Origin of the sequence: Salimicrobium halophilum (genome assembly GCF_900100295.1) — a bacterium.
GTDB lineage: Bacteria > Bacillota > Bacilli > Bacillales > Halobacillaceae > Salimicrobium > Salimicrobium halophilum.
The window spans coordinates 221,346-247,264 of record NZ_FNEV01000004.1; the positions used below are offsets into that span (position 1 = coordinate 221,346).

29 protein-coding genes are annotated in these 25,919 nt (G+C 47.6%); 9 read left to right on the plus strand and 20 right to left on the minus strand.

The features are described from left to right. Positions 1-24 precede the first annotated feature (24 nt). From BLQ44_RS08265 to BLQ44_RS08290, 6 genes are all read right to left on the minus strand, one after another. Entirely contained in the window at positions 25-1,005 is a 981-nt protein-coding gene (locus tag BLQ44_RS08265; RefSeq protein ID WP_245688134.1) for an HNH endonuclease, read from the minus strand. A 19-nt stretch (positions 1,006-1,024) separates the two neighbouring features. Continuing rightward, positions 1,025-1,747, minus strand: coding sequence for a potassium channel family protein (locus BLQ44_RS08270; RefSeq protein ID WP_093193420.1), 723 nt, complete (start codon positions 1,745-1,747; stop codon positions 1,025-1,027). A 13-nt stretch (positions 1,748-1,760) separates the two neighbouring features. Next, positions 1,761-2,081: a YnfA family protein gene (locus BLQ44_RS08275; protein WP_093193421.1), complete on the minus strand. Its 321-nt coding sequence runs from the start codon at positions 2,079-2,081 to the stop codon at positions 1,761-1,763. A gap of 88 nt (positions 2,082-2,169) precedes the next feature. Then, positions 2,170-2,538: a VOC family protein gene (locus BLQ44_RS08280; protein ID WP_093193422.1), complete on the minus strand. Its 369-nt coding sequence runs from the start codon at positions 2,536-2,538 to the stop codon at positions 2,170-2,172. A 13-nt stretch (positions 2,539-2,551) separates the two neighbouring features. Further along, positions 2,552-3,541, minus strand: coding sequence for an ABC transporter permease subunit (locus tag BLQ44_RS08285; protein ID WP_093193423.1), 990 nt, complete (start codon positions 3,539-3,541; stop codon positions 2,552-2,554). Beyond that, the gene (locus tag BLQ44_RS08290) at positions 3,538-4,380 is read right to left on the minus strand and encodes an ABC transporter permease subunit (RefSeq protein WP_093193424.1); all 843 of its coding nucleotides are present in this window, start codon (positions 4,378-4,380) and stop codon (positions 3,538-3,540) included. Before BLQ44_RS08290 ends, BLQ44_RS08285 begins: the two co-directional genes overlap by 4 nt. A 192-nt stretch (positions 4,381-4,572) precedes the next feature. Here BLQ44_RS08290 and BLQ44_RS08295 point away from each other — a divergent pair, with 192 nt between their 5' ends. Further along, positions 4,573-5,673 (plus strand): oxidoreductase, encoded by a 1,101-nt coding sequence (locus tag BLQ44_RS08295; protein WP_093193425.1) that lies wholly within the window; start codon positions 4,573-4,575, stop codon positions 5,671-5,673. A 45-nt stretch (positions 5,674-5,718) separates the two neighbouring features. Here the strand turns inward: BLQ44_RS08295 and BLQ44_RS16545 are convergent, their stop codons facing one another. Beyond that, positions 5,719-5,868 (minus strand): hypothetical protein, encoded by a 150-nt coding sequence (locus BLQ44_RS16545; RefSeq protein ID WP_176757474.1) that lies wholly within the window; start codon positions 5,866-5,868, stop codon positions 5,719-5,721. Positions 5,869-6,018: 150 nt separating this feature from the next. Between BLQ44_RS16545 and bioD the strand changes: the two genes are divergently transcribed. The 3 genes from bioD (at position 6,019) to BLQ44_RS08310 (ending at position 8,438) form a co-directional block, all read left to right on the plus strand. Then, positions 6,019-6,693: a dethiobiotin synthase gene (gene bioD, locus BLQ44_RS08300; protein WP_176757475.1), complete on the plus strand. Its 675-nt coding sequence runs from the start codon at positions 6,019-6,021 to the stop codon at positions 6,691-6,693. Between the two features lie 232 nt (positions 6,694-6,925). Continuing rightward, the gene (gene pepT, locus BLQ44_RS08305) at positions 6,926-8,182 is read left to right on the plus strand and encodes a peptidase T (RefSeq protein ID WP_093193427.1); all 1,257 of its coding nucleotides are present in this window, start codon (positions 6,926-6,928) and stop codon (positions 8,180-8,182) included. 31 nt (positions 8,183-8,213) lie between these two features. Beyond that, positions 8,214-8,438, plus strand: a complete 225-nt coding sequence (locus BLQ44_RS08310; protein ID WP_093193428.1) for a hypothetical protein — start codon at positions 8,214-8,216, stop codon at positions 8,436-8,438. Positions 8,439-8,475: 37 nt separating this feature from the next. Here the strand turns inward: BLQ44_RS08310 and rbsK are convergent, their stop codons facing one another. Then, positions 8,476-9,345 carry a ribokinase gene (rbsK, locus tag BLQ44_RS08315; RefSeq protein ID WP_093193429.1) on the minus strand — a complete coding sequence of 290 codons (870 nt, stop codon included), beginning with the start codon at positions 9,343-9,345 and terminating at the stop codon, positions 8,476-8,478. 83 nt (positions 9,346-9,428) lie between these two features. Here rbsK and BLQ44_RS08320 point away from each other — a divergent pair, with 83 nt between their 5' ends. Continuing rightward, positions 9,429-10,106 carry a GOLPH3/VPS74 family protein gene (locus BLQ44_RS08320; protein WP_093193430.1) on the plus strand — a complete coding sequence of 226 codons (678 nt, stop codon included), beginning with the start codon at positions 9,429-9,431 and terminating at the stop codon, positions 10,104-10,106. A 44-nt stretch (positions 10,107-10,150) separates the two neighbouring features. On the opposite strand, the gene BLQ44_RS08325 is transcribed toward BLQ44_RS08320, so the two are convergent. From BLQ44_RS08325 to BLQ44_RS08340, 4 genes are all read right to left on the minus strand, one after another. Beyond that, on the minus strand, positions 10,151-11,062 hold the full coding sequence (locus tag BLQ44_RS08325; RefSeq protein ID WP_093193431.1) for an aldo/keto reductase: 912 nt from the start codon (positions 11,060-11,062) through the stop codon (positions 10,151-10,153). Beyond that, on the minus strand, positions 11,062-11,568 hold the full coding sequence (locus BLQ44_RS08330) for a hypothetical protein (protein ID WP_093193432.1): 507 nt from the start codon (positions 11,566-11,568) through the stop codon (positions 11,062-11,064). Before BLQ44_RS08330 ends, BLQ44_RS08325 begins: the two co-directional genes overlap by 1 nt. Further along, positions 11,565-13,085: a sensor domain-containing diguanylate cyclase gene (locus BLQ44_RS08335; RefSeq protein WP_093193433.1), complete on the minus strand. Its 1,521-nt coding sequence runs from the start codon at positions 13,083-13,085 to the stop codon at positions 11,565-11,567. Before BLQ44_RS08335 ends, BLQ44_RS08330 begins: the two co-directional genes overlap by 4 nt. Before the next feature lie 114 nt (positions 13,086-13,199). Beyond that, complete coding sequence (locus BLQ44_RS08340; protein WP_093193434.1) at positions 13,200-13,637, minus strand: universal stress protein; 438 nt, start codon at positions 13,635-13,637, stop codon at positions 13,200-13,202. A gap of 238 nt (positions 13,638-13,875) precedes the next feature. Here BLQ44_RS08340 and BLQ44_RS08345 point away from each other — a divergent pair, with 238 nt between their 5' ends. Next, positions 13,876-14,916, plus strand: coding sequence for a C45 family autoproteolytic acyltransferase/hydolase (locus BLQ44_RS08345; protein ID WP_093193435.1), 1,041 nt, complete (start codon positions 13,876-13,878; stop codon positions 14,914-14,916). 43 nt (positions 14,917-14,959) lie between these two features. On the opposite strand, the gene wrbA is transcribed toward BLQ44_RS08345, so the two are convergent. Further along, positions 14,960-15,625 (minus strand): NAD(P)H:quinone oxidoreductase, encoded by a 666-nt coding sequence (gene wrbA, locus BLQ44_RS08350; protein ID WP_093193436.1) that lies wholly within the window; start codon positions 15,623-15,625, stop codon positions 14,960-14,962. Between the two features lie 155 nt (positions 15,626-15,780). Here wrbA and BLQ44_RS08355 point away from each other — a divergent pair, with 155 nt between their 5' ends. Then, positions 15,781-16,254, plus strand: coding sequence for a glutathione peroxidase (locus BLQ44_RS08355; protein WP_093193437.1), 474 nt, complete (start codon positions 15,781-15,783; stop codon positions 16,252-16,254). A gap of 64 nt (positions 16,255-16,318) precedes the next feature. Here BLQ44_RS08355 and BLQ44_RS08360 read toward each other — a convergent pair whose 3' ends face one another. The 3 genes from BLQ44_RS08360 to BLQ44_RS08370 form a co-directional block, all read right to left on the minus strand. Then, positions 16,319-16,759, minus strand: coding sequence for an OsmC family protein (locus BLQ44_RS08360; protein ID WP_093193438.1), 441 nt, complete (start codon positions 16,757-16,759; stop codon positions 16,319-16,321). A 71-nt stretch (positions 16,760-16,830) separates the two neighbouring features. Next, on the minus strand, positions 16,831-17,817 hold the full coding sequence (locus BLQ44_RS08365; protein ID WP_093193439.1) for an EAL domain-containing protein: 987 nt from the start codon (positions 17,815-17,817) through the stop codon (positions 16,831-16,833). A gap of 305 nt (positions 17,818-18,122) precedes the next feature. Further along, positions 18,123-19,697 (minus strand): L-lactate permease, encoded by a 1,575-nt coding sequence (locus tag BLQ44_RS08370; protein ID WP_093193440.1) that lies wholly within the window; start codon positions 19,695-19,697, stop codon positions 18,123-18,125. A gap of 174 nt (positions 19,698-19,871) precedes the next feature. Here BLQ44_RS08370 and BLQ44_RS08375 point away from each other — a divergent pair, with 174 nt between their 5' ends. Further along, positions 19,872-21,728, plus strand: a complete 1,857-nt coding sequence (locus tag BLQ44_RS08375; RefSeq protein ID WP_093193441.1) for a heavy metal translocating P-type ATPase — start codon at positions 19,872-19,874, stop codon at positions 21,726-21,728. 41 nt (positions 21,729-21,769) lie between these two features. On the opposite strand, the gene BLQ44_RS08380 is transcribed toward BLQ44_RS08375, so the two are convergent. The 4 genes from BLQ44_RS08380 to BLQ44_RS08395 form a co-directional block, all read right to left on the minus strand. Further along, the gene (locus BLQ44_RS08380; protein ID WP_093193442.1) at positions 21,770-22,471 is read right to left on the minus strand and encodes a CBS domain-containing protein; all 702 of its coding nucleotides are present in this window, start codon (positions 22,469-22,471) and stop codon (positions 21,770-21,772) included. A gap of 216 nt (positions 22,472-22,687) precedes the next feature. Further along, entirely contained in the window at positions 22,688-22,993 is a 306-nt protein-coding gene (locus BLQ44_RS08385; protein WP_093193443.1) for a hypothetical protein, read from the minus strand. A gap of 45 nt (positions 22,994-23,038) precedes the next feature. Beyond that, entirely contained in the window at positions 23,039-23,791 is a 753-nt protein-coding gene (locus BLQ44_RS08390; RefSeq protein ID WP_093193444.1) for an amidohydrolase family protein, read from the minus strand. A 10-nt stretch (positions 23,792-23,801) separates the two neighbouring features. Continuing rightward, positions 23,802-24,458 carry a reverse transcriptase-like protein gene (locus BLQ44_RS08395; protein ID WP_093193445.1) on the minus strand — a complete coding sequence of 219 codons (657 nt, stop codon included), beginning with the start codon at positions 24,456-24,458 and terminating at the stop codon, positions 23,802-23,804. A gap of 227 nt (positions 24,459-24,685) precedes the next feature. Here BLQ44_RS08395 and BLQ44_RS08400 point away from each other — a divergent pair, with 227 nt between their 5' ends. Further along, positions 24,686-25,918 (plus strand): SpoIIE family protein phosphatase, encoded by a 1,233-nt coding sequence (locus BLQ44_RS08400; RefSeq protein ID WP_093193446.1) that lies wholly within the window; start codon positions 24,686-24,688, stop codon positions 25,916-25,918. The last annotated feature ends 1 nt before the right edge of the window (position 25,919 follow it).

Consider the following 25,919-nt stretch of genomic DNA (forward strand, 5'->3'; position numbering starts at 1 on the left):
CTTAGACCCCTTTTCCCTTTGATCTCAAGGAGCCCATCTCTCTTCAAAGCCGTTCTGATCTGAATACTTGTACAACAGTTCCAACTTTTCTGGTCTGTAATTGTAAAGACTTTGATCTTCCTGTATAAGTATTTTTTCTGATTTCAAAGATTCGTTTCTTTCAAGAATTCGAGTGAGATAAGAATCATCAGGTACTTTATCCTTTTTATTTAAGTTACACTCCCTGCAAGAGAGCACGAGATTCCAAATGTTATCTGACTGTACGAGGGACCAGGGAATAAAGTGATCCACATGCACTTGTCTTCCCAGTCGACCAAGGGACTTGCTGCAATAGAAACAGTTATTCTCAAAGCGGGAAATCAATATATCGCGATATGGTTGGAGGGACTCCCGTTGAGCCACACTTTCCACTTTTTCGAGAAGAAAATCTTTTGTAACCGGATTATATTGTTCAATCATTTTAGCAAGGTGATAATTTACGAGATCCGTGATCAATCGTTGGTACTTCAACAAAAACACATGAGCATCCGGATGAAACTCAAAGTATTCCATACGTGAACGACGATCGAAACCATAAAGTATACCTGAGAAATCGCTATAAAGGGCCCCGAACACATAGCGTTTCATTGCAGGGGAAGTCTTCTCCATAATACTTAACTGATCCTGTGGTTTCAGTTGATCAAAGCTCAAATTAACCGGAAGATTCCTTGTCACCTGTGCTTCGATAATAGCTCCTGCAACACTGGAGTTCTGTTTTCCCTGCTTGAGTCCATGTCGAATCACCAGGTTCCAATATACTTTTGTGAAAGCATAAGAAATCTGATCATACGTAAGTTGAAGGTTTTGATCAGTGTTGTATAAATTCTCTATCAGGGCCTTTATCAAACCGAACTTATATGTTTGGGTCTTCTTACTTTTATAAAAGAACCACGTAAACTGATACCAGATCTCCTCTTCTCTTAACGAACGGTCACTCATATTCCCATGACTGATTTCCCAGCTCAACGTCTACCTCCCCCTGCTCCTATAATTCTTTCTCTTTCTTCATCTCTTCCAACAAAACGATCAACCGATTCACTTCTTTATCACTCAACTCTTCAAACCGGTCCAGCTGCTTCTGGATGAATACGACCGTCTCGTCTTTCTCCTCTTTGCCTTTCAGGAAAAACGTTGTAATCGAACTTGTAATCATCCCGATCAACCCTATTCCCACAAACATCAGTATAACCGCTACAATCCGACCCGTGCCTGTTTCCGGTGAAATGTCTCCATAGCCTACCGTAGTCGTCGTGACCAGGGCCCACCACACGCCGTCCAAATACGTAGTCATGTTCGGTTCTACTTCTTTCACGATGATAGCCGCTCCGAAAATGAGGACGAACGTGGCAGTCAACACCAGATCCAGTCCATTCGTCTTGATAATGGAACGGACCGTACCCAGATATTTTCTTGTAATCGCAAAGAAACGGAGCACCCGGAACAGGCGGACGATTCTGGCCGTCTGGAAAATGGCATCAAGGGGAATGGCTGCAATGATATCGAATGGGTTTCTCTTCACATACTCCATCTTCTTCCGGGCTCGGGTGAAACGGATGAGAACATCGATGAAAAAGGCGAGCCATATGAACCGATCGATTACCATCAGTACAACGTTATCCGTCCAGATGAACAGAACAGATATAAAAGCCAGGGACACTAACGTAATCTCGTAAGCGAGTGCCCACTTCTGCTTTGTTTTTTCATTCATGTTGGATTCACCTCTAATTTCTTGGAGCAAAAAGCATAACGCTCACTCCGATGAGACAGATGCCGGCGCCGACCCAATCATATAAATCAGGCGTTTTGCGATCGATTCCCCATCCCCACAGCACAGAAAGTATGATGAAGATGCCGCCATACGCTGCATATACTCTTCCGAACGACGGGAAAGATTGAAACGTGGCAATTACGCCGTACGTTGCAAGAGAAATTCCCCCGAGCAGACCGAAATAACCCGGCTTCCCTTCCCTCAACCAGAGCCATATCAGGTAGCCTCCTCCAATTTCTGCAAGTCCTGCGATGATGAATAATAGAAATGCCATGATGGACACGCGCTCCCTTTCCGGAGATTAAAAATATTCTTGTATTCACTATAGCAGATGCTCTCCGGTGGGAATAGCCATCCTGAGCTTACGCGTTCCACTCGAGCAGTTCGATACGATTGCCGAACGGGTCCCAGATGTAGCAACGGTCCGCTCCCGGCAGCTTATCATCCCGCTTCACTTCCACCCCTTTGCTTTCCAAATGATCCATCATATCTGTTAGCCCTTCCACTTCGAAGGCGGGATGAGCTTTTTTCGCCGGGGAAAAAGGGTCCTCAATCCCGACATGGACCTGCTGGTCTCCGAAGCGGAACCAGACACCTCCATTTTTCTTCAACGTCTCCGGCTTCTCGATTTCTTCCATGCCGAGAATCCCTTCGAAGAATTTTTTCGCCTGTTCTTCCCCACCAGCCGGTGCGGCGAGTTGAATATGATCGATCCGTTTCATTTTAAACATAGTAATCTCTCCTTCATTGGTCTCCGCTGACCCGTTCGAATGGACGATCAAGCTCTTGCGGAGGTTCCTGTTCTTCCTCTTTCACAGATGAATCCACGTTTCCATGCCTCTTTATACTTCCGGTAATCCCCATGACAGACAGCAGGAACAGAAGCAGAAAGATAAGAGGTACGAGAACGAGCCACGGGGCAGATGTCTGGATTGTGTAATACTTCATACCGATGAGAGATGCCCATTCATTCGTCACCGGAAATGGAGGACCTCCACCCATCCCGAACCCAATCCCTGTGCCTCCGAAATAAACGACGAAGACAGCCAAATGAGTCATGACAAGCACGGCCTGGATCGTCTGTCTGCTAAATAAATCGAGGATATGATTTTTCAGGTAAGGGAACAGCTGCTGACGGGTGATCCGCCACGCTCCTGATCCGATCAGGCGACTGGAAATGACGTAATCCTTCTTCAGAAACTCCCCGGTCAGGTTAGCAATCAGCACCGTCGCCGGCGGGGTCAAAAGGATCGCGATGACGAGAACTTCTGCCACCAGACGATAAGTCAGGCTCGTCGCAAATCCTGATAGCTGCTCTCTCATCAGAGGATTCAGAAGCTGATAGGCGATGATCGATGCAGGGACGAAGTAAAGCACGGAAATCGTGTGCTCCACCCACTTCGATGTCCCTCTTCTATTGAACCCGAGCGGTATACCTATGAGAAGAGCTAGGCTGAAACTGATTCCTGCAATCGCAAGAGCCCCCAGAATCGTATATTTGGCACCTTGAAGAATCTGATAAAACAGATGAACGCCGTTTGAATCCGTCCCAAGAATCGAATACTCGAAAGGTGGGAACGGAGGCCCTACGACATTCTCTCCCAGATTTATAAATGGAGTCTGCGGAATGTGACTATCAAAAAACCAGGCGTGGATGAAGCTGGCGGTCACCATGACGACAAGAAATAAGGAGCTGATGAGAAAGCGTGGCTGAAGCCAGAACTTTTTGTTCATAGATCCACCTCCTGCTTCGTTGTGATGAATACGAAGACTTCCAACAGTTTTAACGTCAGATAAATAGGAATAAAGAACAGCATCGCCGTCACGAAGAAGACCGGAGGCTGTGCATATTCGACAAGAAAAGCCGTCATTCCGAAGTTATTGAACAAATATTCTACGATGAATAGATTGCTGACCGTCAGACCGATGATGAATTTCCCCTGATAGACGAACTTCACCAGTACATTCCTGCTTATATGAAGAATCAGGATGTGTGCTTTCGGCATACCCTTGCTCACAGCAAGTTCATGATAGTCTTGCCCCTTTTCTTCATAGACGAAATCGAGCATCGAATGGAGAAAATAGATGGTAGGAAGAATCGCCAGCACCAAAGCCGGCAATAGAATCGCATCTTCTGTGCCGGCACCGGTGAATTCAATAGCCCGCCAATCGAATGTCGTATAGATCCACACCATCACAAGCTGCGCACTCAATACGTACATGACATCCGGAATCGTGGAAAGTAGCGACGTCACAGAACGCACGCCGGTCGTCCATTTTTCCGGAGCAAGCCACAATAGAAACGTCCCTGCACTGGCTATGGCCACAGAAACAGCCAAAGCAAGCGTAAGGACACCCATCGTATTGGCAAAGGCTTCGAAGATAATGGGGAACAGGTCCCGCTCGACCCCGGAGGTCGGGTTTATGTAGATCAGCTCTTCCGGGTTGACCGTTCGTTTTCCTACTTCTATGATCGCCGCGATTCCCGGCCACAAGAATCCCTGCGGCGCAACGAATAAGGAAGAAATGCTTATAAAAAATATGCCAAAAATCAAAAAAAGCGGTTTCATCATTTCCTGAAAAACTTTCCCTCCGATAGTACCCCCTCCTTGTATTCAAAACAAAGGAAATTCTTGGTTCATTATCGCAAGAACCATCACAAAACTCAAGGACCAGACAAGCACGACTTTCTTTGTTATGTTTTGAAATCAAGAGAAAAGGTTATGAACTAAAGGTGAGATAATACACACCAGGGAGTGACTTTCATGTTATTCAGAGAGTACGACTTTTTAAATCAAACAGTAAATAACCGCTTCGTCGTTTCGCCGATGACACGGATCAGTGCGGAACAGGATGGACGGGCGAATGATACGATGAAAGAATACTATCGCCGCTTCGCCAAAGGCGGATTCGGTACCATCATTACAGAAGGAATCTATCCTGACCAAAGCTACAGTCAGGGTTACAATAACCAGCCGGGGCTCGCGAGTGACGTACAGGCGGACTCCTGGAAGCCGGTCGTAGAAGCTGTCCATGAAGAAGGCTCTGCCATCATTGCTCAGCTCATGCACGCCGGAGCTCAAAGCCAGGGTAACGCGTATACAGACGAAACGATCGCCCCTTCAGCCATACAGCCGAAAGGGGAACAGCTCGGCTTTTACGGAGGTTCCGGACCTTTCCCTGTACCACGGGCGATGGATGATCATGACTTCGTGGAAGTGAAAGAAGGATTCGTCCGCAGTGCTCTGCGCGCTAAAGACGCAGGGTTCGATGGAATCGAACTTCATGGAGCGAACGGGTATCTGCTCGATCAGTTTCTGACGGACTACTTCAATCAGCGCGAGGACGAGTATGGTGGGTCTCCAGAGAATCGTCTGAAGTTCGTCCTTGAGGTGATTGAAGAAGTACGCGCGGCTGTCGGAGAAGAATACCCGGTAGGAATCCGCATTTCCCAGGCGAAAGTTTCTGACGGTGAGCATAAGTGGGCCGGCGGGGAAGAAGAAGCACGGACCATTTTCGAAGCGCTCGGAAACGCCCCACTCGACTACGTTCATACGACGGATGCCGATGCAGCCGCTTCGTCTTTCGGAGAGGATACGAAAACGCTCGCTGAAGCTGCGAAACTCTTCAGCCAGCTTCCGGTTATCGCCAACGGTAAGTTGCAGGACCCGGTGAAAGCGGCACAGCTGATCAAGGAAGGTCAGACAGATCTAGTGGCCATCGGCACCGGCGCACTCGCCAACCCGGACTTGCCGAATCTCGTCGATAAAGGGGAAGATTTACGGGAATTCGACTTCGAGAAAATCCTGCTTCCTGAAGCTTACGTCAAAGACCATGAATTGAATCAGACGATTTTTAATGGTTAGTAGTTCAGCAAAAGGCTCAGAACAAGCATGTTCTGAGCCCTTTTCTTATTCTTTATGATCTTTCTCTGAATCAGCGATTCTACCTTCGAGTTCCTTCACTTTTTTGCTGCTTGCCATAGCCGTCGTAAAAGCTGAAAGACCGAAAGTGAATCCTAGCATTCCAAAAATGAAGCCCATGAGTCCGAACGTCTCCACGTAACCTCTCCTCCCTGTGTCCTATCGACTATACCTAAGTTCTATACTACCACAATTATCCATTCCATGAAGCCTTTTAAAGGCTGTCAGACAAACCTTATCGTCCCACCCTCTTTTTCTGATAAGATAGAAGGAGAAAGGAAGAGATATATGCCAGGAATATTTGTTACAGGAACCCACTCGAACGTAGGAAAGACCTCCTTCGTCACGTCCCTGATCCAAGCTTTACGGGAAAAAGGCATTGATGCCGTCGCTTATAAACCCGTACAGTGCGGAGCGACCGAGGCTGAGACCTCTCCGGATGCCGATCGCTACCGGGAAGTTTATGATCCAGAGCTCGGCGATGTGCTATGTACATATCTATTCAAACCTAAGGTATCTCCGCACTTGGCCGCCAGCATGGAAGACAGGTTGATTGAGCCGGAGCGGATCCTGCGTGATTATGAATTTCTTGAAAAGATGCATGACCTCGTCATCGTTGAAGGTTCCGGAGGTCTTGCTGTACCTCTGATCGATGAACACTACGGCATCCCTGAACTGATGAACGATCTCGGCTTGCCGGGACTTCTCGTCGCGGATGCCGGTGTAGGAACGCTGAACCAGACGACGATGACCGTTGCCTATGCGAAACAGAAGAATGTCGATCTGCGCGGCATCGTTCTGAACCGCTACCCGGACTTCCCTTCTGTCGGAGTGAGGCACAACCCGGAAATGCTCGAACGTACGACTGGACTCCCGATTGTCGGGAAGGTTCCGGAGACGGAAGACCCGGATCTTTCGCTCTATCGCTCGGTTTATTCGGAGTTTCTTGAAACGTTGAAATGAAGCACTGTTTTTCGCTGGAGAAGCGGACCTGAGATGACTATGATACAAAAAACAGACGAGCAGGAGGCAAAAGCGTCGCATAACTGGTGGTTTCCTTCATTTTTTCAAAAGCGGTCCACAGGAATCGTCTGATAATAAATGATATGAGACACTTTCCTTCCCTGACTAATGAAAATCTATCGGATAACTACCCGACCATGCCTGAACCTAACACAAAAAGGAGACTACATCTATGAAACAGGAACTACTGGAACGCTTCACGAGCTACGTGAAAATCGATACCCAATCAAGCGAAGATACAGGAACGACCCCTTCCACGGAAAAGCAGTGGGATCTTGCGAATAAACTCGTAGAGGAACTCGAAGCTATCGGCATGGACGATGTATCCGTCGACAAAAACGCCTACGTCATGGCCACACTCCCTTCCAACACGGCCAAAGAAATTCCGACGATCGGCTTCCTGGCTCATATCGATACAGCCACGGATTTCACCGGCACAGGAGTCAACCCGCAAGTGTGGGAGGATTATGATGGCAAAGACCTTAAGCTTAATGAGGCTGTGACTCTGTCCCCGAACGACTTCCCATCGCTTCTTAAATACACCGGGCATACATTGGTTACGACAGATGGAACCACACTACTCGGAGCCGACAACAAAGCTGGAATCGCTGAAATCATGACAGCGATGCATCACCTGATCCAGAACCCGTCCATTCCACACGGAGACATCAGGGTCGCTTTCACGCCGGACGAAGAAATCGGGAAAGGACCGCACCACTTCGACGTGGAGAAATTCGGCGCCGATCTCGCCTATACCATTGATGGCGGGGAGCTCGGAGAACTGGAATATGAGAGCTTCAATGCTGCCGGTGCGATGATTATGTTCCAGGGAAGAAACGTACACCCCGGATCCGCCAAAAACAGCATGGTTCATGCTTCCAAAATGGCGATGGCTTTCCATGATTCCCTTCCGACCTACGAAGCACCTGAATTCACAGAAGACAAAGAAGGCTTCTATCATCTGATTCAAATGGAGGGGGACGTGGAAACAGCAAGACTTGGCTATATCATCCGCGACCATGACAAAGAGAAATTCGCCGCACGTAAGGAATATATCAACAAAATCGCAGAAGAGTTTCGCGCTACCTACGGCGAGTCCGCCATCCTGGTGAAGATGGAAGACCAGTATTACAACATGGGAGAGAAAATCGAACCTGTAATGGAGATTGTCGATGCAGCAGAGCAGGCGATGAAGAATAAAGGTATAAAACCGCTCATCCGCCCGATCCGTGGAGGTACAGACGGGTCACAGCTCTCCTATATGGGACTTCCGACACCGAATATTTTCACTGGTGGGGAGAACTATCACGGAAAGTACGAATACATTTCCCTCGACAACATGGAGAAAGCCAGTGAAACCATCGTAGAAATCTCCCGCCTTTTCGCCACCGAAGACACGTTTAACATCGCACAAAAAAAGGAAAAGTAACAGACAGACTTTTACAGGAGGCGATGTAACGATGAGCGATAAAGGCAAAGATCATAGCGTAGATAATAACGAGAAGCGTGTGAATGAGGAAGAACGCACGGAGCTTGCGGAGAAGTTCAAAGAAGAAGAACTGACGGATGACATTCCGATGGAAGAACTTGAAATCGATGAGAAGAGCAATAAAGATAAGCAGCACTTCCGGGACGAATCCCAAAGCGAGAAGAAATATCGGAAAGACCGCGACAAACAGGATTGAATTCCTTTTTCGTTCACCTTAAGACCCGGGTCCCTCCTCAGGAACCCGGGTCTTTATTATCTTCAAGAAATGCCTCGACTTCTTCCCTGAATGGCATCCCGCTTTGCGCTCCTTTCATTGTAACTGAAAGAGCGGAAGCTGCATTCGCTACTACAATAGCCTCTTTCACTTTTTCTCCTTCGGCGATACGCGCTGCCAACACTCCATTGAACGTATCACCCGCTCCCGTGGTATCAACCACGTCGACCGAATATCCACCGATCATTTCACCTTTGTGTTCCACCCCTTCTTCTCCACGGGTGATCACTATCTCTTCTTCTCCTGTAAGAGAAGAATGCATCTGGTTGTACTCCGATTCATTCGGTGTCAGTACAGAGACTCTGTTTCGTATATTCTCAGAAAGATTCCGGTAAGGTGCCGGATTCAGAATGACAGGAACACCAGCCTCCGCAGCTATTACAGTCACCTCTTCCACCACCTCGATCGGAATCTCCAACTGCATCAGCACGACATCACTTGTCTCAATCTCTTCTTTCTTTTGTGCGACCATTTCTTTCGACAGTTCATGATTCGCTCCAGGTGCGACGATAATCCTGTTGTCTCCATCTGAAAGAATGATCGTAGCCGTACCAGTGGACTGTTCAGGAACAAGGGCCACATGCTTTGTATCGATTCCTTCTTTGTGAAGATTCTCCATCATTTTTTCACCGAAAGCATCTCTTCCTACTGCTCCGATCATCGTCACTTCTGCTCCTGTTCTTGCAGCAGCAACAGCCTGGTTTGCTCCTTTACCTCCTGGATACGTAATGAATTCTTTGCCAAGAACCGTTTCCCCCTGTCCCGGCATGTGAGTCGTCGAGACGACGAGATCCATGTTAATACTTCCAATTACAGTAACTTTACCCATGCATATAACCCTCTTTCCTCGAAAAAAGTAAAACGTTTTCTTATAATGTCTATATAGGTATCATAACAGGAGGAGTGAAATGTATGTTCACGATTGCGGAAGAACTATTGCTACTGGCTCTTCACGATAAAAAAGGAACGGTCGTCGCGAGAGCCAACTCGTCTCTTGATTTCGGCCTTGCCGGAGCATTTATCGGCGAGCTTGCCTTGAGGGAACGAGTCAAAGCAGACGGGAAGAAACTCGTCGTGACAGACACTACACCTGTCGACGATCCCTATCTGAACGAGATTTTCGAAGAAATCAAGAATTTCGGTAAAGAACTTAAAATCAAAGGATGGGTCGAGAAATTCGGCTATCGCATGAAAAAGAAGAAAAAAGGAATGATGACTCGCCTCGCGGAGCGTGGTGTTTTAGAAGAGAAGGAAAAAGAAATTCTATTTGTTTTCAAACGAAAAAAATACCCATCCAAGGACGCTTCCTATGAACAGGAGATACGCACGAAGCTGAACGAGGCTTTTGAATCCACAGAACCTCCGGAACCTCGTACGCTCATCCTTCTCAGTCTTATTGACGCTTGTGATCTCGTCAAGCAAGTGTTTCCGAAAGAAGAAGCCAAACAGAAGAAGAAGCAGATCAGGAAATGGGCGAAACGGAACCCGTACGGAAAAGCGGTGAATCAGGCGATTCAAGCAACAAACGCATCTGTCTTCGCAGCTGTAGGTGCTGCGGCTGCTGCCAGTGCCACGAGCGGTTCTTCCTGATAAATAAGCCTCCCGAGGATTTGATCCCGGGAGGCTTATTCCATTTAAGGCAGGTCGTTACCGGCAGCCCTGTACAATTCGTACCATTCTTCTCTGGTAAGCGACACGTCCGAAGCTTTCGAAATATCTTCAAGACGCTGCTTGTTCATGGTTCCGACGATCGGCTGGATCCCTGCCGGATGGCGCATGATCCAGGCAATCGCGATCGCCGAATCCGTAACTCCGTAACGGGAAGCCACTTCCTGGAGTTTTTCATTGATGGCAGGAAAATCTTTATTTCCGATGAAAGCACCCTCGATCATCCCGTGCTGGAACGGGGACCAGGCCTGAAGTGAAATATCATTCACCCGGCAATACTCGATGATTTCTCCGTCCCGGTTCACTGCCGGGGCGTTTTCCATGTTTACATTGAAACCATGATCGAGCATCACTGTCTGCATCAGGCTCAGCTGCACCTGATTCACGATGAGATCCTGATCGAGATGTTTCTTCAACAATTCCATCTGCATCGGATTCTGGTTACTTACACCAAAGTGGCGGACTTTCCCGGCACTCTCGAGCTCCGAGAATGCTTCCGCAACCTCCTCAGGTTCCATAAGCGCATCCGGACGGTGCAACAGTAATATATCCAAATAATCCGTGTTCAACCGTTTCAGACTGCCTTCTACGGAAGAAATGATATGGTCTTTCGAAAAATCGAAGAATCCGTTTCTGATGCCACATTTGGACTGAAGGGTCATTTTTTCACGAAGCGAGGGTTCGATGGCATTGGCGAACACTTCCTCTGATTCCCCTTTTCCGTAAATATCGGCATGGTCGAAAAAGTCAATACCGAGATCGAGAGACTTATCGATCATCGACCGGGCTTCTTTGGCTGACAAGCCGGACATGCGCATACATCCCAGCCCTATTTGCGGTACATGCAGACCGCTTTTCCCTAATTCCATCGTATTCATTATACTCCTCCTCCAATATCAAACTGTCCCACCTTCAACTGGTGATAGACTTCTTCCTTAATTTCTTCCTGCGTACAGACCAGCATCACTTTTGCTGCGGCGGTCTTTTGATACATCTCCCCAGTCAACTCCCTTTTCACATACAGACGATCGAGCTTCGGGATACGGAATTGTTCCATAGGCAGGTAAGCGATCATCCTCCGCTCTTCTCCTGAATCTATGTACACTTTCAAGCCGATCAGCTTTGGAAAGAGGCCCTTTTCCATATCATACTGAAGATGGATGTCATCCTTGGTCGTTGTCTGCATAAGAGGTAAATGGCTCGGGAGCGTAACGAAATAGACGATCTGTTCAAAGGAGCATTCTATTTCTTCAAGGTTCATGTGGAACTGGCTCATCTTACGCTCTATGGATTTGTTTATTTCCCGAAAATAGAAAAAACGTCCTGTCCCCAATACCGTAACGATAAACAACAAACCGAGGCTGACGATACTGAACCCGCTCATAACACATGCTCCTCTGTCGTCACGACTTTGTTCTTACCTGAACTCTTCGCTTCGTACAAAGCTTCATCCGTAATTTCGATCAGTTCCTCTGCGCACATCGTTTCATCCAATTCGGTGGAGGAGACCCCTACGCTGACCGTAAGTATCTTCCCTGGTTGACTGGATTCTGAAGGGAATTCGGTCGTCTCTATAAGGTTTCTTATGGTTTCAGCGATGTCTTTTGCGTCCACGAGTGATGTGTCCGGTAGCAGAAGCACGAATTCCTCGCCACCGAAACGATAAGCATGACCGAACGACTTCACCGATGCTTCAAGGATATCTGCGAGTTGAGTCAAGACTTCATTCCCAAGCAGATGGCCATTGGTATCATTGTACACCTTGAAATGATCGATATCCATCAGCACAAGAGAGACAGGAGCCTGTTTCTTCCCAGCCAGGAAACGTTCGATATCCTGCTGGAAGACACGCTGATTGAACAAACCGGTAAGTCCGTCTTTTTGAGCCAGTTCTTCGATGCGATTATAGAGCTTGGACTGATATAGCGCGATGGAAGCCTGGTGCGTCAGCGGGAGAACCTGATCGACCCACTCGTCTGTGATTGGAAGGTTGTTCACTGGATTATCGATGAACATGACTCCCATTACGTCCTGCTGGTGAAAGAAAGGGATGATGGCGCACTCCTCCATTTGAAAGTGGAGCTCCAACCTCTTCCTTACGATATCGCTTTCATTTGACCTTTTGCAAATGAACGGTTTTCGCTGCTTCATCGCCTGTTCCACTATCGTATTTCCATCGAGTCTCAAAGAAAGACGTCTTACCTTTTCATTCAAAGGATGATCGATCGTTTTCTCTATTTCTTTGAGGCGGAACAAATCGTTCAGTTTGTATTTATTCTCGGCAATCAACTGCCAGGTTTCAAAACCTTCTTCCGGTGTCAATGGTCCGGTCGCCATCTTCCCTTCCAGTCGCTTCCCGTCTTCAGATAACAGAAAGACCATAGCCCGGTTGAAACTGAACCCGTAGCCGGCAGTGACTGCGGTCAGAATAATCTGCAGAACCTGATTTTCATCCATCGTCTGCTGGATTTTATAACTGACTTCCCGGAAGATATTCAATTGTTTCGACGTATGTAATGCCAAGTCGAGCCTGCGTTGTCGTTGACGACGCAGTTCATTGATATAATCTAAAAGATACAGAAGTGTAACAGCGAACAGGGGATACGTGACCACTTCCAACAATTCCACAGGAAATCCCCGAAGAATCAGATAGGAAACCGATAGTACAATAGAGAAAACAGCTCCATGAAGACGAGAAGTAGCGACGCTTACGCCTATGAATAATAGCACGAGCCACTCTATATCAGCTGATGGATACACGACATCGATCAGAATGACTGCAAGGGCGCTTCCACCTATAAGAACGAGCCGGTGAGATGCATTTTTTTGTTTGAAGCGCAGAAGATTCACTAGTAAACCGAGGAAGAATGTACACAAAACGGCAAGGATGTAAGGAGTCATACCTACCCTCTCTTCAGAATCGTATAGTAGCAAATGCCTATTTCGTTTATTCTACCACATAACTTCCCCTCTGGCTCTACAAAAAAATGAAGAGGTTCCCCCCTTCATTTTCTCTTATTTGATAATCAGCACGGGTTTGGTCGCTTTTTGTACGACGTTGTTACTGACACTACCCAATAGGAACTTCCTTACTCCTCCGAGCCCACGGCTTCCGAGGACAATGAGATCGACATCGTGCTCTTCGGCATAGGCACATATCTTCTCACCAGGATTACCTTCCGCCTCTCCGACTTTGATTTCTGTTTTCACGGTTATGGAATCGTCCGTCTCGAGTTCTGTCTTCAGTGCTTCCATTTCCGTTTCAAAACGTTCGGCCAGTTCTTTCCCGACAGCTTCTGCCATCGTCGCATTCGTTACAGGACCTGTTGTGTTGACCACTGATATTACATGAATTTCTTTTTCAGGGGCATCACAAGCCTGCTTTTTCGCTTCTTGTACAGCCTGTTTACTCAAATCACTTCCATCATACGCTACGAGAATTTTTTTGGTCATCCCGTATCTCCTCCTTCATGATCTGATTACTCAGCAACTTTTCTATACATTTATATATTCCCTCTTACCCATAGGGGTCTAAACGTCATGATATGATTATTTTTGAATAATTCGTGAAATTATCCATTCCTCTTCCCTATTACCCGGGAAATACTCATCCGAAAGCAGAAATATTGCAGGTGAACCTTCTATTCATTAAACTTGACCTACATCATAGACCAAAGGGGATAAATCAATAGTGAAGCAAGTATATAGTGACGTACATCAATTTCGCGGATCCCATTATGATTTCGGTTATCGGCAGGGAGAATGGCTGAAGCACTCTCCGATCCTTCCGAACCGCGACAAGCAGTGGGAAGGAAAACGAAAACGCCACTTTCTTATAGATTTTGGTGAAGTGAAAGGAATGCTCCAAACATTCTCCCCGGGAATATGGGAAGAAATCCGGGGGCTCGCTGAAGCATTGCAACTATCGATGGAAGAAGCGGTCCAGAACTTCGGCGGGTATTACCTGGAGTTCGGGAAGAGCGGCTGCTCCATTTTCACTAATGAAAACGTACTCGTCCGAAACTATGACAGTGACCCTTCCGCTTATGAAGGAAGGTATGTATTATATGCTCCTTCAGATTATGGTTATGCAACTATCGGGCCTTCTATGCAAATCACCGGTCGCACCGACGGGATGAATGAGCATGGACTGGTCATGGGATATAACTTCGTAAACCGCGTAGGTTCTGACAGCGGCTTCCTCTGCAATATGATAGGAAGAATGGTTCTCGAGAACAATCGCACCATAGAGGAAGCAATCGATTTCCTGAAGGAGATTCCTCACCGGAGGGCCTTCAGCTACGTTCTTCTTGATAGCCATGGGCGTTCCGTCGTCGTCGAAGCCTCGTCCCGTGAAGTGAAGGTAAGAGAAGGCAATGTAAGTACGAATCACTTCCACCGGCTGACGGAAGAGAACCGCTTCCGGATGGAAGACTCCCTTAACCGCTACAACACTATGGAGAATGCTTCCCCGGAAGATATCTATAAATCCTATCAGCTTCTGAACAATGCGGAGGAGAAGGTATTTTCCTACAAGTACGGAGCATGGGCCGGAACGATTCATACTGCTGCTTATGTACCCGACAAGAAGCAAGCGTGGTTTGCTCACGGGGCGGACCGTCTGCCGCTTATCTTCAATTTTGACCAGTGGTTACAAGGTGAGAACACGAAGGCGAAGAAAATAAAGGGATATCTCGATTCCCGTTACAACTTCATTAATACGGATGAATGAGAAAACTCCGGATCGCCCTTCTACGATCCGGAGTTATTATTCGTCATTTATTTCCGTTCTTCACCCAAGTACCCACTGCAATCGTACGTCTCGCCTGATGCCTGACTGCTTCTTCCACATCTTCCTGCATGTTACCTTCTCCGTCTACTGTAACGCTTGTTCCATAAGGGTTGCCTCCTGCAGCGAACGTTACCGCATCCGAATAGCCAGGTGCTGCGATAATCGCGCCCCAGTGCATCATCGTTGTGTAGAGGCTTTTCAACGTCTGTTCCTGTCCTCCGTGCGAGTTCTGGGCAGAGCTCATGGCACTCACTACTTTATTGACCAACTTTCCTTCCGCCCAGAGCCCACCGGCCATATCAAAGTATTGCTTCATTTGGGCCGGGACGTTTCCGAAACGGGTCGGTGTACTGAACAGAATGGCATCAGCCCATTCGAGATCGGCAACCTGAGCTTCCGGCACTTCGTCTTTGGTAGCCTCATAATGTGCTTTCCAGGCAGGGTTCTGTTCGATCGCTTCCATAGGAGCCAGCTCCGGAGCCCTCACAAGCTTCACTTCTGCCCCTTTTTCTTCCGCAGCTTCTTCTGCCCATTTAGCCAGCTTGTAGTTCGTTCCTGTCGAACTATAATAAACGATCGCCAGCTTCACTCTTTCTCTTATTTCATCATTTGAATCATTGTCTCCTTTGAACCTATCCAAGAATCCCATCATTCATCACCTCATCAGTAAGTATTTAATTTCTTTAATAATTTCATACTACCACTTAACAAATCTTTAAATCAAACATCTTGATTTAAAGTGATTCATTTTATTATCAGTTTTTTGATTTTTTCGGTAAGATGAAAGAAAAGGAGGGCTTCGATTTGAGTATCTATGATATTGAGGTAACGAAGGAAAATGGAGAACAGTACAAGCTCGACGAATACAAGGGCAATGTGATGCTGATTGTAAATACAGCCACGAAATGCGGGTTGAAAGGACAATTCGATGATCTCGAAGGTCTTTATAAAAAATATAAGGATGAAGGCCTTGTGGTGCTAGGCTTCCCGAGCAACCAGTTTGCGAATCAGGAACCGGGGTCCGCCCAGGATGCAGCAGAAACATGCCGACTGACGTATGGCGTAACGTTCCCGATGCATGAAAAGATAAAAGTGAATGGAGACGATGCGCATGAACTATTCAAGCATTTGAAGGATGAGTCGAGCGGAATGTTCGGTGGCAGCATCAAATGGAACTTCACGAAATTCCTTGTGGACCAGAACGGAAACGTCGTCGAACGCTATGCTCCACAGACTTCCCCCCAGAAAGCCGAAGAGAAGATCAAAGAACTGATATGAAGCACCATTGACCTGATCATCACAAAAACCCCCGGGACATCGGGGGTTTTCTTCGTTTCTGTCATTAAGCTTTCGACCAGTCGGATTTAAGATCCACGCCTGCCGCTTCCATCGTTGTGTAAACCGGACAACGCTGATCCGTAATGCGTTGTAATTCAGCGATCCGTTCTTCTGTTTCAGATGTTTTCACTTTCGCTTCGATCGTCACCGTCTGAAAGTAAGGACGTACGCCTTCCACACCTTTCAATCCACGCGGGTCGATGGTGCCACTGATGTCGAAATCGATGCCTTCGAGATCGAATGCGAGTTCCTCGGCTACCATGGAAGCTACAACATTCTCACACCCGGCAAGTGCCGACAGCATCATCGTCAGCGGGTCCGGACCTGTATCTTCTCCGCCCATATTCGGCGGCTCATCTACAACCATGGAATGCTTCCTCGTCTCCACATCCGAGCGCATCCCTTTTCCTTTTGACTCAATACGAAACGTCATTTCATCAGCCATATCTTATCCCTCCTGTTAGTAGCCTTTCCCTGTTTTCATTCAAAACAAACAAAACTACTATGAATAATAAGTTATGCGATTACTTCCGGAGAAGGCTTACCGAACATGTACCCCTGAAACAGCTGATACCCTTCCTTCTTAAGCCATTCAAAGTCTTCCTCTTCCTCGATCCCTTCAGCCAGCGGTACAGCCCGGTCTTTTCTGGCTTGCGTCAGGAACTGTTTAGCAACCTTCTGCTTGGACTCATCATCAGCTACCCCTTGCACATACTTCATATCAAGCTTCATGTAATTAGGTTTGATATCCTGAAGCATGGTCATCGTACTGAACCCTTCCCCGACATCATCAAGGGCATACTGGAACCCTTTGGATCTATAATAATTCAGAATGCTCTTCAGATGTTCCACGTCTTTCACCTGTTCCGTCTCGACCACTTCAAACACGAGCTGTCTTGGATCTACCGAAAGTTGAGTAGCGAGTGCCGTCGTCGAGCGCAGGCAGAACTCCGGATTGTATATCGAAGTAGGGATGAAATTGATGAAGGCAAGCTTGTCTTTCAAATTGACCGAATGTCTCACAGCGGTCATACGACACAGGCGGTCCAGAGCATAGAGACGCCCTCTCTCCTTAGCTGCACCGAAAATCTCTCCCGGAAAAATCGTTTCTCCTTCTTCGTTGTAGAACCTTGCAAGCATCTCGTAGGCGTATACATCGCCATTATCTGTCACGATCGGCTGATAGTGACAAGTGACTAAGCGTTTCTTGATGACGTCATCAATCCACTTATGTTCCGAAAGATCATAGATGCCTTCAATTACATCCCAGTCTTTATCAGGAACTTTATAAAAGATCTGAGTACGATCCAGATGATCTCCACTAAAGTCAGCGAAATCCACGGCATCCGCTTCCTCCATACGTAATATGTATTCCTCACTGTTCTGCTGAATGTCTTCCGCTTGGATAAATGACATAAGACTTGGCATCGCGGTCATATTCCCTTCCCCTGTCACCTTCACATCCACAATCAGGTTCCCGACAATACAGTTGTTACATCCCATGCTTTTTTCTCCCCTTCTTCATATACTATCTCTTTCTTTTCAAGCTGCCCTGAACTTTATAAATACGGTTAATAGTTTTACATAATTACCATCAGTAACAATATACCATTACTTTTTCCCTAAAAAGTTACGCCCAAACCTTATTTTTCATAAGAACGTGCCCCGGTTAAGAAAAAAGACCCGCTCAAAGCAGGTCCTGAATTGAAATATTGTTCAATTACTCTTCATTTCTCCCATTTTCCGTTTCCTTACTAAAATGTCCACGTCCTTCTATTTAATATCGGATAATAGAATCATCCCTTTAGTCACCCGAAAATGATTATGGCGATAACTCCGACAGCTGCTCCGTACCAGAGAGCCGGGGTGACCGTTTTCCGGATGATGTCCCCTTCTTTGCCGGAAAGTCCGACGACTGTACCCGCCGCCACCACATTGTGCACACAGATCATGTTACCGGCAGAAGATCCGAGGAGCTGCAAAGCAAGCACCGTTTGGATGCTAAGCCCGGTATTCTCAGCGATGTTGTACTGAACCGGGGAGAAGGTCAGGGTAGATACCGTAGCACTCCCAGTGATGAATGAACCGATTTCCCCGAGAAATGGAGCGACGAACAACCACATGAAACCGAGGTTTTCAGAAAGGATCGTTGCGATATATTGAGGCATGCTCACAAGATCTGCGGTGTTGATTCCGGAGTTAGCAAATACTTGAACAAGCGCTAAGGTGGCAAGTAAAGCAAGTCCGGCATCTTTCATGGAGATGATGGATTCTTTGGAAGCCTCCATAAAGTAACGCAGAGGTTTACGCTGGATCCAGACAGAAAGGATCGTTGCAAGAATGAGTACGGCCCCCGGAGAATAGAGGACCTGCCACTCAGAAGTGATACCCTCTACGCCGAGCACATTGTTCCATGTCCCGTCTATCCAGGTGAGCGCAGCTTCTTTCACGAAAGGCACAATTCTCGTAAGCAGTAATAGAAGAACGATGATGGCATACGGAGCCCAGGCAGATATCAGCGGCATATCGGATGTCGTCTCTTCCTCCTGGGATGTCTTCGCACCCGTCCAGGCTTTTTCCGGCAGCAGCCATCCTTTTTTCGCGGTTACCGACGCGACGAACAGCCCGGTGAGCCCAGCCAGAATAGCGACGAACTCAAAACCGAACAGGTTCGCATACAATAGAGCTGAAGCCGTATAGGTGACACCTGTCATCAGTGCCCACGGAAGCATTTCTATAATGTCTTTCGCCCGCTTCTCTTTCCCGAAAAACAGAACGAGCAGTACAACGAGAACCAATGGAATGAACGAACCGACGAACATATCGATCTGTGTTACACGTACAGCGACTTCGTTATAAAAAGCAGTTCCCGCTTCCGGCAGGTTCCCGAGACCGACCTGTATAGGCGTACCTACCGCCCCGAACGGTACAGCCGTGCTATCAGCAACGAGCGCGAGAGTCGCAGCAGCAAGAGGTGTGAAACCGAGAGCGACCAGCAAAGGACCTGTAACCGCTGCAGGAGTACCGAACCCGGCCGCCCCTTCGAGCAATGAACCGAAAAGAAACGCAACGATCACCGCCTGGACTCTCATATCCGGAGAAATATTGCGGAAGCCCTGATTGATCCTGTCCACGGCTCCGGTTCTTCTGAGCGTGTTCAGAAGTACGATCGCACCAAAAAGAATGAAAAGAATCGTCAAAGTTTTATGCGCACCTTCAAGAATCGAAGCGCCGATCACCCTTTCTTTCATCCCCCATACGATGTAAGCGAGCAGAATCACGAGAAATGCGCTGAACGTCATCCCTTTTTTAGCGGGCATGCGAAGTACCACGAGAAATAAGAATGGAAAAATGATAGCAGCAGAAGCAGTCAGCAAAAGCATGATGTTACCCCCTTTGATCTACTTTTATAGTAACCGTTCGCCAGGCATGTTACAATACATTTGTGAAGTATTTCACAAATAATTCATCAGTCACCTTTCTTTACTAACACACCATTATAGATTATAATAATTTTAATCTGAAAACTGTTTTAAAAAGATAGGAGGTTGTTTCCGATGAATAAATTCCTCAAGCAGAAGGAAACCGTATTCGCTCTGATCGGCGGTCTATTTCTGCTGCTCGCCATAAGTATCTGGCAGGTAAGCGAAAGTCTCGCAATCTTCTTTTATATTCTTTCCTATATCACGGCGGGGTACTATAAAGCGAAAGAAGGGGTCCTCGACCTCTATCAAGATCGCTCCCTGAACGTGGAGATTCTCATGATTTTAGCCGCTGTCGGTGCAGCTGTCATCGGACACTGGGGGGAAGGCGCCGTACTTATTTTCATCTTCTCGATCAGCGGGGCGATGGAAACGTACTCGCTCGAAAAAAGTGAAAAAGACTTGTCCCGTCTTATCACTCTCGCCCCGGAAGAAGCACTGTTGCAGAATGACGATGGTACCACGGAGCAGATTCCGGTGTCCGAACTACAGGAAGGGATGAAACTCCTAGTGAAAAACGGGGAACGTGTGCCGGCGGATGGTACGGTAACAAGCGGTCACTCCTCTATCGACGAATCCTCGATCACCGGCGAGCCGATCCCTGTGGAAAAAACAGAAGGGGACGACGTGTTCAATGGGACGATCAACGGCAGCGGTACCTTTCTGATGACCGTCACCAAAAAAGATGAAGATTCCCTGTTCCGCAAAATGATCAGGCTTGTCGAAGAGGCGAAACAGAACCGCCCTCCTTCGCAGCAACTGATTGAAAAGATCGAAGGTCCTTACGTCGTCGGTGTCCTCATCGTAGTAGGTCTTATGCTCCTGAGCCCACTCGTGCTCGACCTTTCTTTCGAGACCGTCTTTTACCGGGCCATGGTCCTTCTCGTCGTTGCATCCCCATGTGCCGTAGTAGCCTCCATCATGCCCGCTTTGCTTGCCGGGATGAGCACCGGAGCAAGAAAAGGCGTCCTTATGAAGGGAGGCACCTACCTGGAAGTGCTCACCCGTGCGGAGGCGGTAGCTTTCGATAAAACTGGAACCATCACCAAAGGGGAACCGGTCGTCACCGATTTCTATGTTATCGACGAAAACGAAGAAGAACGCCTACTTAGCGGCATCGTTTCCGTGGAAAGTCAATCGAGTCATCCGCTGGCGACTGCGATTGTATCGTACGGCCGGGAGCGAGGAATAAAAAACGGAGAAACAGTCATTGAAACAGAAGCGAAAGTCGGCCTCGGGGTCATTGCGCGTACAGATAAGCACCATTACCGCATTGGAAATGCAAGATTCATGAACGATATACCTGCTCAACTTGAAGAGCGACGAGCAGAATGGCAACAGGAGGGGAAAACCGTCATGCTTCTTGAAAGGGATGAACGGACCCTCGGGATCATTGCTGTCAAAGATGAAATCAGAGAAGAAGCCAAGCAGTTGATACAGGCCTTGAACCGAAGAGGGACAGAAACGATCATGATCACCGGAGACAACGAAGCGACGGCCGCATCCATAAGCCGTGAAGCCGGTCTTACCTCCTGGGTATCAGAATGTATGCCCGAGCAAAAAGTGAAAGAGGTCGAAAAGTTGAAAGAAAAACACGAGACGGTCGTCATGGTCGGAGACGGGGTCAATGATGCACCGGCGATGGCCAGAGCGGATGTGGGCATAGCCATGGGGTCCGGTACCGATGCAGCCATCGAGTCATCCGATATCGTACTGATCGACAGTGATCTTAAACAGATTGATCTCTCTTTCCGGTTGTCCACCCGCCTTCGGAAAATTATGATGCAAAATCTCGTTTTCTCGGTAGCCGTCATCCTTTTGCTCATCGTCGCCAATTTCATGCAGAACCTGAATCTTCCATTTGCTGTAATCGGCCACGAAGGAAGTACCATCCTCGTTATCCTCAATGGATTGAGGATGTTGAAAGAATAGAAAGGAAAGCCGCCTGTACCATACAGGACGGCTTTCTTTTTTCAGGATTCATCAATGATATGGTGGGGCGTAATGATGCCGAGTAACTCTTCGTCTGTACGTCCACGTTCCGTTATGAGGATGGCCTCGAGCCTGTAGTTCTTATCGGGATTTCCTTTCATCATATCCATCGCCTGGTGAACGGTGGTTTTACTACTGATGAACTTGACGTAATCCCTTCTCACTTCCACTGCCAGTACCTCTCCGATTGTCGTACCGTTCAGGTTCACATGATTCCTGTCGATATGAGTCGCGAGCCACTGTGTAATTCCACGTGGGGTAAGCAGGCCTTTGAATCCTTCCCTTCCGTACACCGGAAACTGGGAGAACTCTTTTTCTTTCACAATATCTAACAGAGAAGCGAGAGAATCATCAAGATGAAACGTCTTGACCGGCTTCTCGAATGCCGGAATCACGAGTTTCGGCCTCGTAATCTCTTCTTCTATATATAAAATGTGGTCCACTGTCTTCGCATGGGGCTCGGCAATCACGTAATTCGGCGTGACGCGATTATGGACGATAGCATTCCTTAATTCGGCAAACTCCAAAAGATCGTTCTGGAATCGCTTGATGACAGCATTCCGCTTACTGAAATAGTTGACGAGTGAAGCGAAAGGAATATAGTCATCCCCTTCTTTCCACCTGTTCAACTGCTGATCGATCCGGTTATATGCACTCAAGAATGTGTCTGCACCTCTCCCCATTCCAAACTCCCCCAATCAAAAATATCTCTCTTGTGAAAAAAGGAGGCCCCTTTCAAGGTACCTCCTTTATCTCTTATTTTTTCTGAAAATAGTCCATAAATGCTGCGAGGATCTCCACGCTCTGATAGAAAAATACACTGAGAGCCGTCGCAGAAAACATAGCGATCATCAGAATTCTCATTACCAACATTCCCGTTCACCTCCTGTTCCATAAGATTATGCACACTTATGGAAAACAGGCAGGTAGCCTCCTTCGTAAAAAACCGTGGTCAAATGGGATAACCGTCTGGTAATGACGAGGATAGCTACGAAAATGGTACGTACTATAAGAAAGAGTGCCGAAAAGAGCAGGAATAGTTCCGTGCCAGCTAGTCCGGACGGCTCTTCCTCCGCTTCTACGGGAGAAGTAATGACGTTCTCCTGCGCCTTCAAGACTGCTCCGTGCGAATCTATCGTGCTATGAAAGCCGGAAAGACTGAGCAGTACAAAAGTCAGAAGAACAAATAGGAATTCTTTTTTCATACGATCCCTTCTTTACTCCTGGTGATTATTCCATTATACATTATTTCAAGCCTTGATATACCAATTCCATGCATTCTGATACAGGATTTTCTCGCAATCTTCCTCAGGAAAATTATCTGTGATCAACTGGATATCTTCGTTACGGAACGGTCTTGGAGCTCGAGTAGAGGGGAGATCCGTCCCGAACATGAGAGCATCCGGATTCGCCTTATGAATCTCTTTCAGGACCTCCACCACGTCAAAATCCACACGACCAAAGCCGGTGGCCTTCACCTTCACTCCACCGTCTACCAGCGGAAGAAGTACCCTGAGCCCTTCTTTCGATAAGCCTAGATGATCAAGCGAGAATGCCGGAAGGTCCCGGAGTGTGCTATGGAGCTCTGTAAGATCTCTGGCATCCACATATAACTCGGCGTGCCAGCCGACCAGATCATAAATCCTTTTGGCTGTATACGAAAGATTTTGCAATATGTCTCTGCCGCCACGCTTGATGTTGAAGCGGGCGGCACGAACGCCCTGGTGATGAAGTTCGAGAATCTCTTCATCCGATATCCCTTCAGGAAGCTGAGTGACTCCTACGAATCCAGATCCAAGCTTCTCAAGCGCCGAGGTCATATACGTCTGATCCGTCCCCTGGAAAGATCCGCTCACAACAGCTCCTCCTTCTACAGGAGCGGAAAGGGAATCCGTACGTTCCCTGTAATCCTGACACGTGAAAGGCTCCGGAAGGTATCCCTCATTTTCAACTAGAGGATATCCCGGTTCGATAATGTGAAGATGAGCATCGAAAATACGCATAAGTCCCTCCCTATTCCAACATGACGTGACTATCTATCGTCACTCCTTCTAGCGCCTGACTGGCCAAACGATCCGCTTCCCGATTCTCTGCCCGGGGAATGTGCTCATATGTCGCCTCGAGCCCGTAGACCGCCAGCTTCGCATCGATCCGGTCCGCCCACGAGAGAAGCGTATCGTCGTAGCAAGGCCATTCTTCTTTCATCTGATTGATGACGAGCCTTGAATCACCGATGATTTGTACAGGCAGGTAACGCACGCCCAGCATCCCCAGTTCCTGGACAGCGAGATGAAGGGCGGCATATTCCGCTTCATTGCTCGATACGAGTTCCTCCACCAGAGCGTTTTTCCTGATGCGGAAGGCCTCCCCGTCCTTTTCGTAGTAAATGGCGCAGCCGAGACCTGATTGTCTGTTCGACGCCTCGTATCCCCCGTCGAAATACACCTTTACGTTATGGGGTTCGGTTTCGACTTTCTGTATATACGTTTTCAGTTCTTTCCTCAGCCTTTCCTGACCATTGCCATCACGGAAGGTCACTTCACGGACCCGGTTCACTTTATGAAAATCCTTCTCCAGCGCGAGAGCTTCTTCTATCTCTAGTTCCTCTGTCACACAATGGACAGACGCGCCTTTCGGAATTTTATATACATAGTTCAATGTGACTTTCATTTTACACCTCCGTCCCGGTTGCCGATATTTTGTATATACCCTTTTTACGACCGTTATAAGTAGGAGATTCCTCCATTATCTTATATAATAGATAATACGTATTCCGCATTCCATACATAGAAACCTTCCCACTACCTTTCTATCTCCCTCCAGTTGATAGAGCAAGCGAACCAGGAAAAGAAAGCTTTCTTCTTTCCATACTCATTCAGACGAAGGAGCAGATTCGTATGCAGAAACACCCGGAACGCCCGGACATTTTCATTTCCTCCAAAGAAGAGGAGCGACGTCGGCTTAAAGAACTCTATTCCCTGCACCTTGTGGATAGCGAAGAAAATGAAGCTTTCGACAGGATCTCAGCCCTCGTCGCCGATATTTTCGACGTGCCCACCTGCCTAATTTCTATTATCACCGAAGACAGGCAATGGCTTAAATCCTGTGTGGGAGCCGATTTTCGTGAATCGGACCGGAAAGATGCCTTCTGTCAGCACGTCGTCGCAAACAAAGAAACGATGGTCGTGCCGGATGCTTATCAGGATGACCGATTCCACAACAATATATTCGTAACGAAATTCGGTTACCGTTTCTATGCCGGGGCAGAGCTTGTCACCAGTCTCGGTAACGTTCTCGGCACCCTATGCGTCCTGGATTATGAACCGCGTGATTTCTCGGAAGAAGAGACGGAAAGACTCGAAAAACTAGCTCGTTGGGTCGTCTCAGAAATCGAACTCCGTTACAAAGTGAAGGAACAGGAACGCGAACAGAAGCTTCTCGAAAAAGAAATCACCAGGGGAGCGCTGCTTCAGGAAAAGATGTTGCCGCAGGATTATATGTCTGAGATAGTAGATATAGAAAGCCTTTATCTTCCATTTGCTAAAGTCAGCGGGGATCTCTATGATTACAAATGGGTAGCGGAAGACCGTCTATTTCTCTATGTGGCCGACGTGATGGGGCACGGGGTAGCGACAGCGCTGCAGACATCTGCCGTCCGCGTTCTGTTTTCCCAGGCGCTCGATATGAAAATGACGCTTAAGGAAACCGTCGAATGGGTGAATGTGAACGGAGCGCCGTTCATGCCGGAAGGGTATTATTTCACTGCCATCTGTTGCGAGCTTGACTTCCGGAAACAGGAAGCGACAACGATCGGAGCCGGCATCAACCATCTTTACCATTACCAGGAAGAGAGCGGGGCTACTCTTCACAAAATACCCGGTCCGATGCTCGGAATCACGGATGCCATCGCCTATAAAGAACAGGTCATCCCTTTTAAAGAGGGGGATGTATTTCTATTCTTTTCTGATGGGCTGACGGAAGGCTTGAAAGAACAGGGCGTGTGGAACGAAGATGAACTGACAACCACGTCCATGAGAATCTTCGACCAGGTGCGCGAAGCACGACCTTACATAACGATGAAAGATGACGTGACATCCTTACGTATAGAAATCAAAAGAAACGGGGAATGAG

Coding starts and splice junctions, on each gene's coding strand:
- BLQ44_RS08275 (WP_093193421.1), bottom strand. CDS start 2,081: ATGGCATTTCTATTATTCATCATCGCAGGACTTGCAGAAATTGGAGGA.
- BLQ44_RS08395 (WP_093193445.1), bottom strand. CDS start 24,458: ATGAAAGTCACATTGAACTATGTATATAAAATTCCGAAAGGCGCGTCT.
- BLQ44_RS08270 (WP_093193420.1), bottom strand. CDS start 1,747: ATGAATGAAAAAACAAAGCAGAAGTGGGCACTCGCTTACGAGATTACG.
- BLQ44_RS08330 (WP_093193432.1), bottom strand. CDS start 11,568: ATGAGCGGGTTCAGTATCGTCAGCCTCGGTTTGTTGTTTATCGTTACG.
- BLQ44_RS08285 (WP_093193423.1), bottom strand. CDS start 3,541: ATGAACAAAAAGTTCTGGCTTCAGCCACGCTTTCTCATCAGCTCCTTA.
- BLQ44_RS08380 (WP_093193442.1), bottom strand. CDS start 22,471: ATGGGGAGAGGTGCAGACACATTCTTGAGTGCATATAACCGGATCGAT.
- BLQ44_RS08400 (WP_093193446.1), top strand. CDS start 24,686: ATGCAGAAACACCCGGAACGCCCGGACATTTTCATTTCCTCCAAAGAA.
- BLQ44_RS08390 (WP_093193444.1), bottom strand. CDS start 23,791: ATGCGTATTTTCGATGCTCATCTTCACATTATCGAACCGGGATATCCT.
- BLQ44_RS08290 (WP_093193424.1), bottom strand. CDS start 4,380: ATGATGAAACCGCTTTTTTTGATTTTTGGCATATTTTTTATAAGCATT.
- pepT (WP_093193427.1), top strand. CDS start 6,926: ATGAAACAGGAACTACTGGAACGCTTCACGAGCTACGTGAAAATCGAT.
- BLQ44_RS08370 (WP_093193440.1), bottom strand. CDS start 19,697: ATGCTTTTGCTGACTGCTTCTGCTGCTATCATTTTTCCATTCTTATTT.
- BLQ44_RS08280 (WP_093193422.1), bottom strand. CDS start 2,538: ATGTTTAAAATGAAACGGATCGATCATATTCAACTCGCCGCACCGGCT.
- BLQ44_RS08325 (WP_093193431.1), bottom strand. CDS start 11,062: ATGAATACGATGGAATTAGGGAAAAGCGGTCTGCATGTACCGCAAATA.
- BLQ44_RS08295 (WP_093193425.1), top strand. CDS start 4,573: ATGTTATTCAGAGAGTACGACTTTTTAAATCAAACAGTAAATAACCGC.
- bioD (WP_176757475.1), top strand. CDS start 6,019: ATGCCAGGAATATTTGTTACAGGAACCCACTCGAACGTAGGAAAGACC.
- rbsK (WP_093193429.1), bottom strand. CDS start 9,345: ATGGGTAAAGTTACTGTAATTGGAAGTATTAACATGGATCTCGTCGTC.
- BLQ44_RS08340 (WP_093193434.1), bottom strand. CDS start 13,637: ATGACCAAAAAAATTCTCGTAGCGTATGATGGAAGTGATTTGAGTAAA.
- BLQ44_RS08310 (WP_093193428.1), top strand. CDS start 8,214: ATGAGCGATAAAGGCAAAGATCATAGCGTAGATAATAACGAGAAGCGT.
- BLQ44_RS08375 (WP_093193441.1), top strand. CDS start 19,872: ATGAATAAATTCCTCAAGCAGAAGGAAACCGTATTCGCTCTGATCGGC.
- BLQ44_RS08320 (WP_093193430.1), top strand. CDS start 9,429: ATGTTCACGATTGCGGAAGAACTATTGCTACTGGCTCTTCACGATAAA.
- BLQ44_RS08335 (WP_093193433.1), bottom strand. CDS start 13,085: ATGACTCCTTACATCCTTGCCGTTTTGTGTACATTCTTCCTCGGTTTA.
- BLQ44_RS08385 (WP_093193443.1), bottom strand. CDS start 22,993: ATGAAAAAAGAATTCCTATTTGTTCTTCTGACTTTTGTACTGCTCAGT.
- BLQ44_RS08360 (WP_093193438.1), bottom strand. CDS start 16,759: ATGGCTGATGAAATGACGTTTCGTATTGAGTCAAAAGGAAAAGGGATG.
- wrbA (WP_093193436.1), bottom strand. CDS start 15,625: ATGGGATTCTTGGATAGGTTCAAAGGAGACAATGATTCAAATGATGAA.
- BLQ44_RS08365 (WP_093193439.1), bottom strand. CDS start 17,817: ATGGGATGTAACAACTGTATTGTCGGGAACCTGATTGTGGATGTGAAG.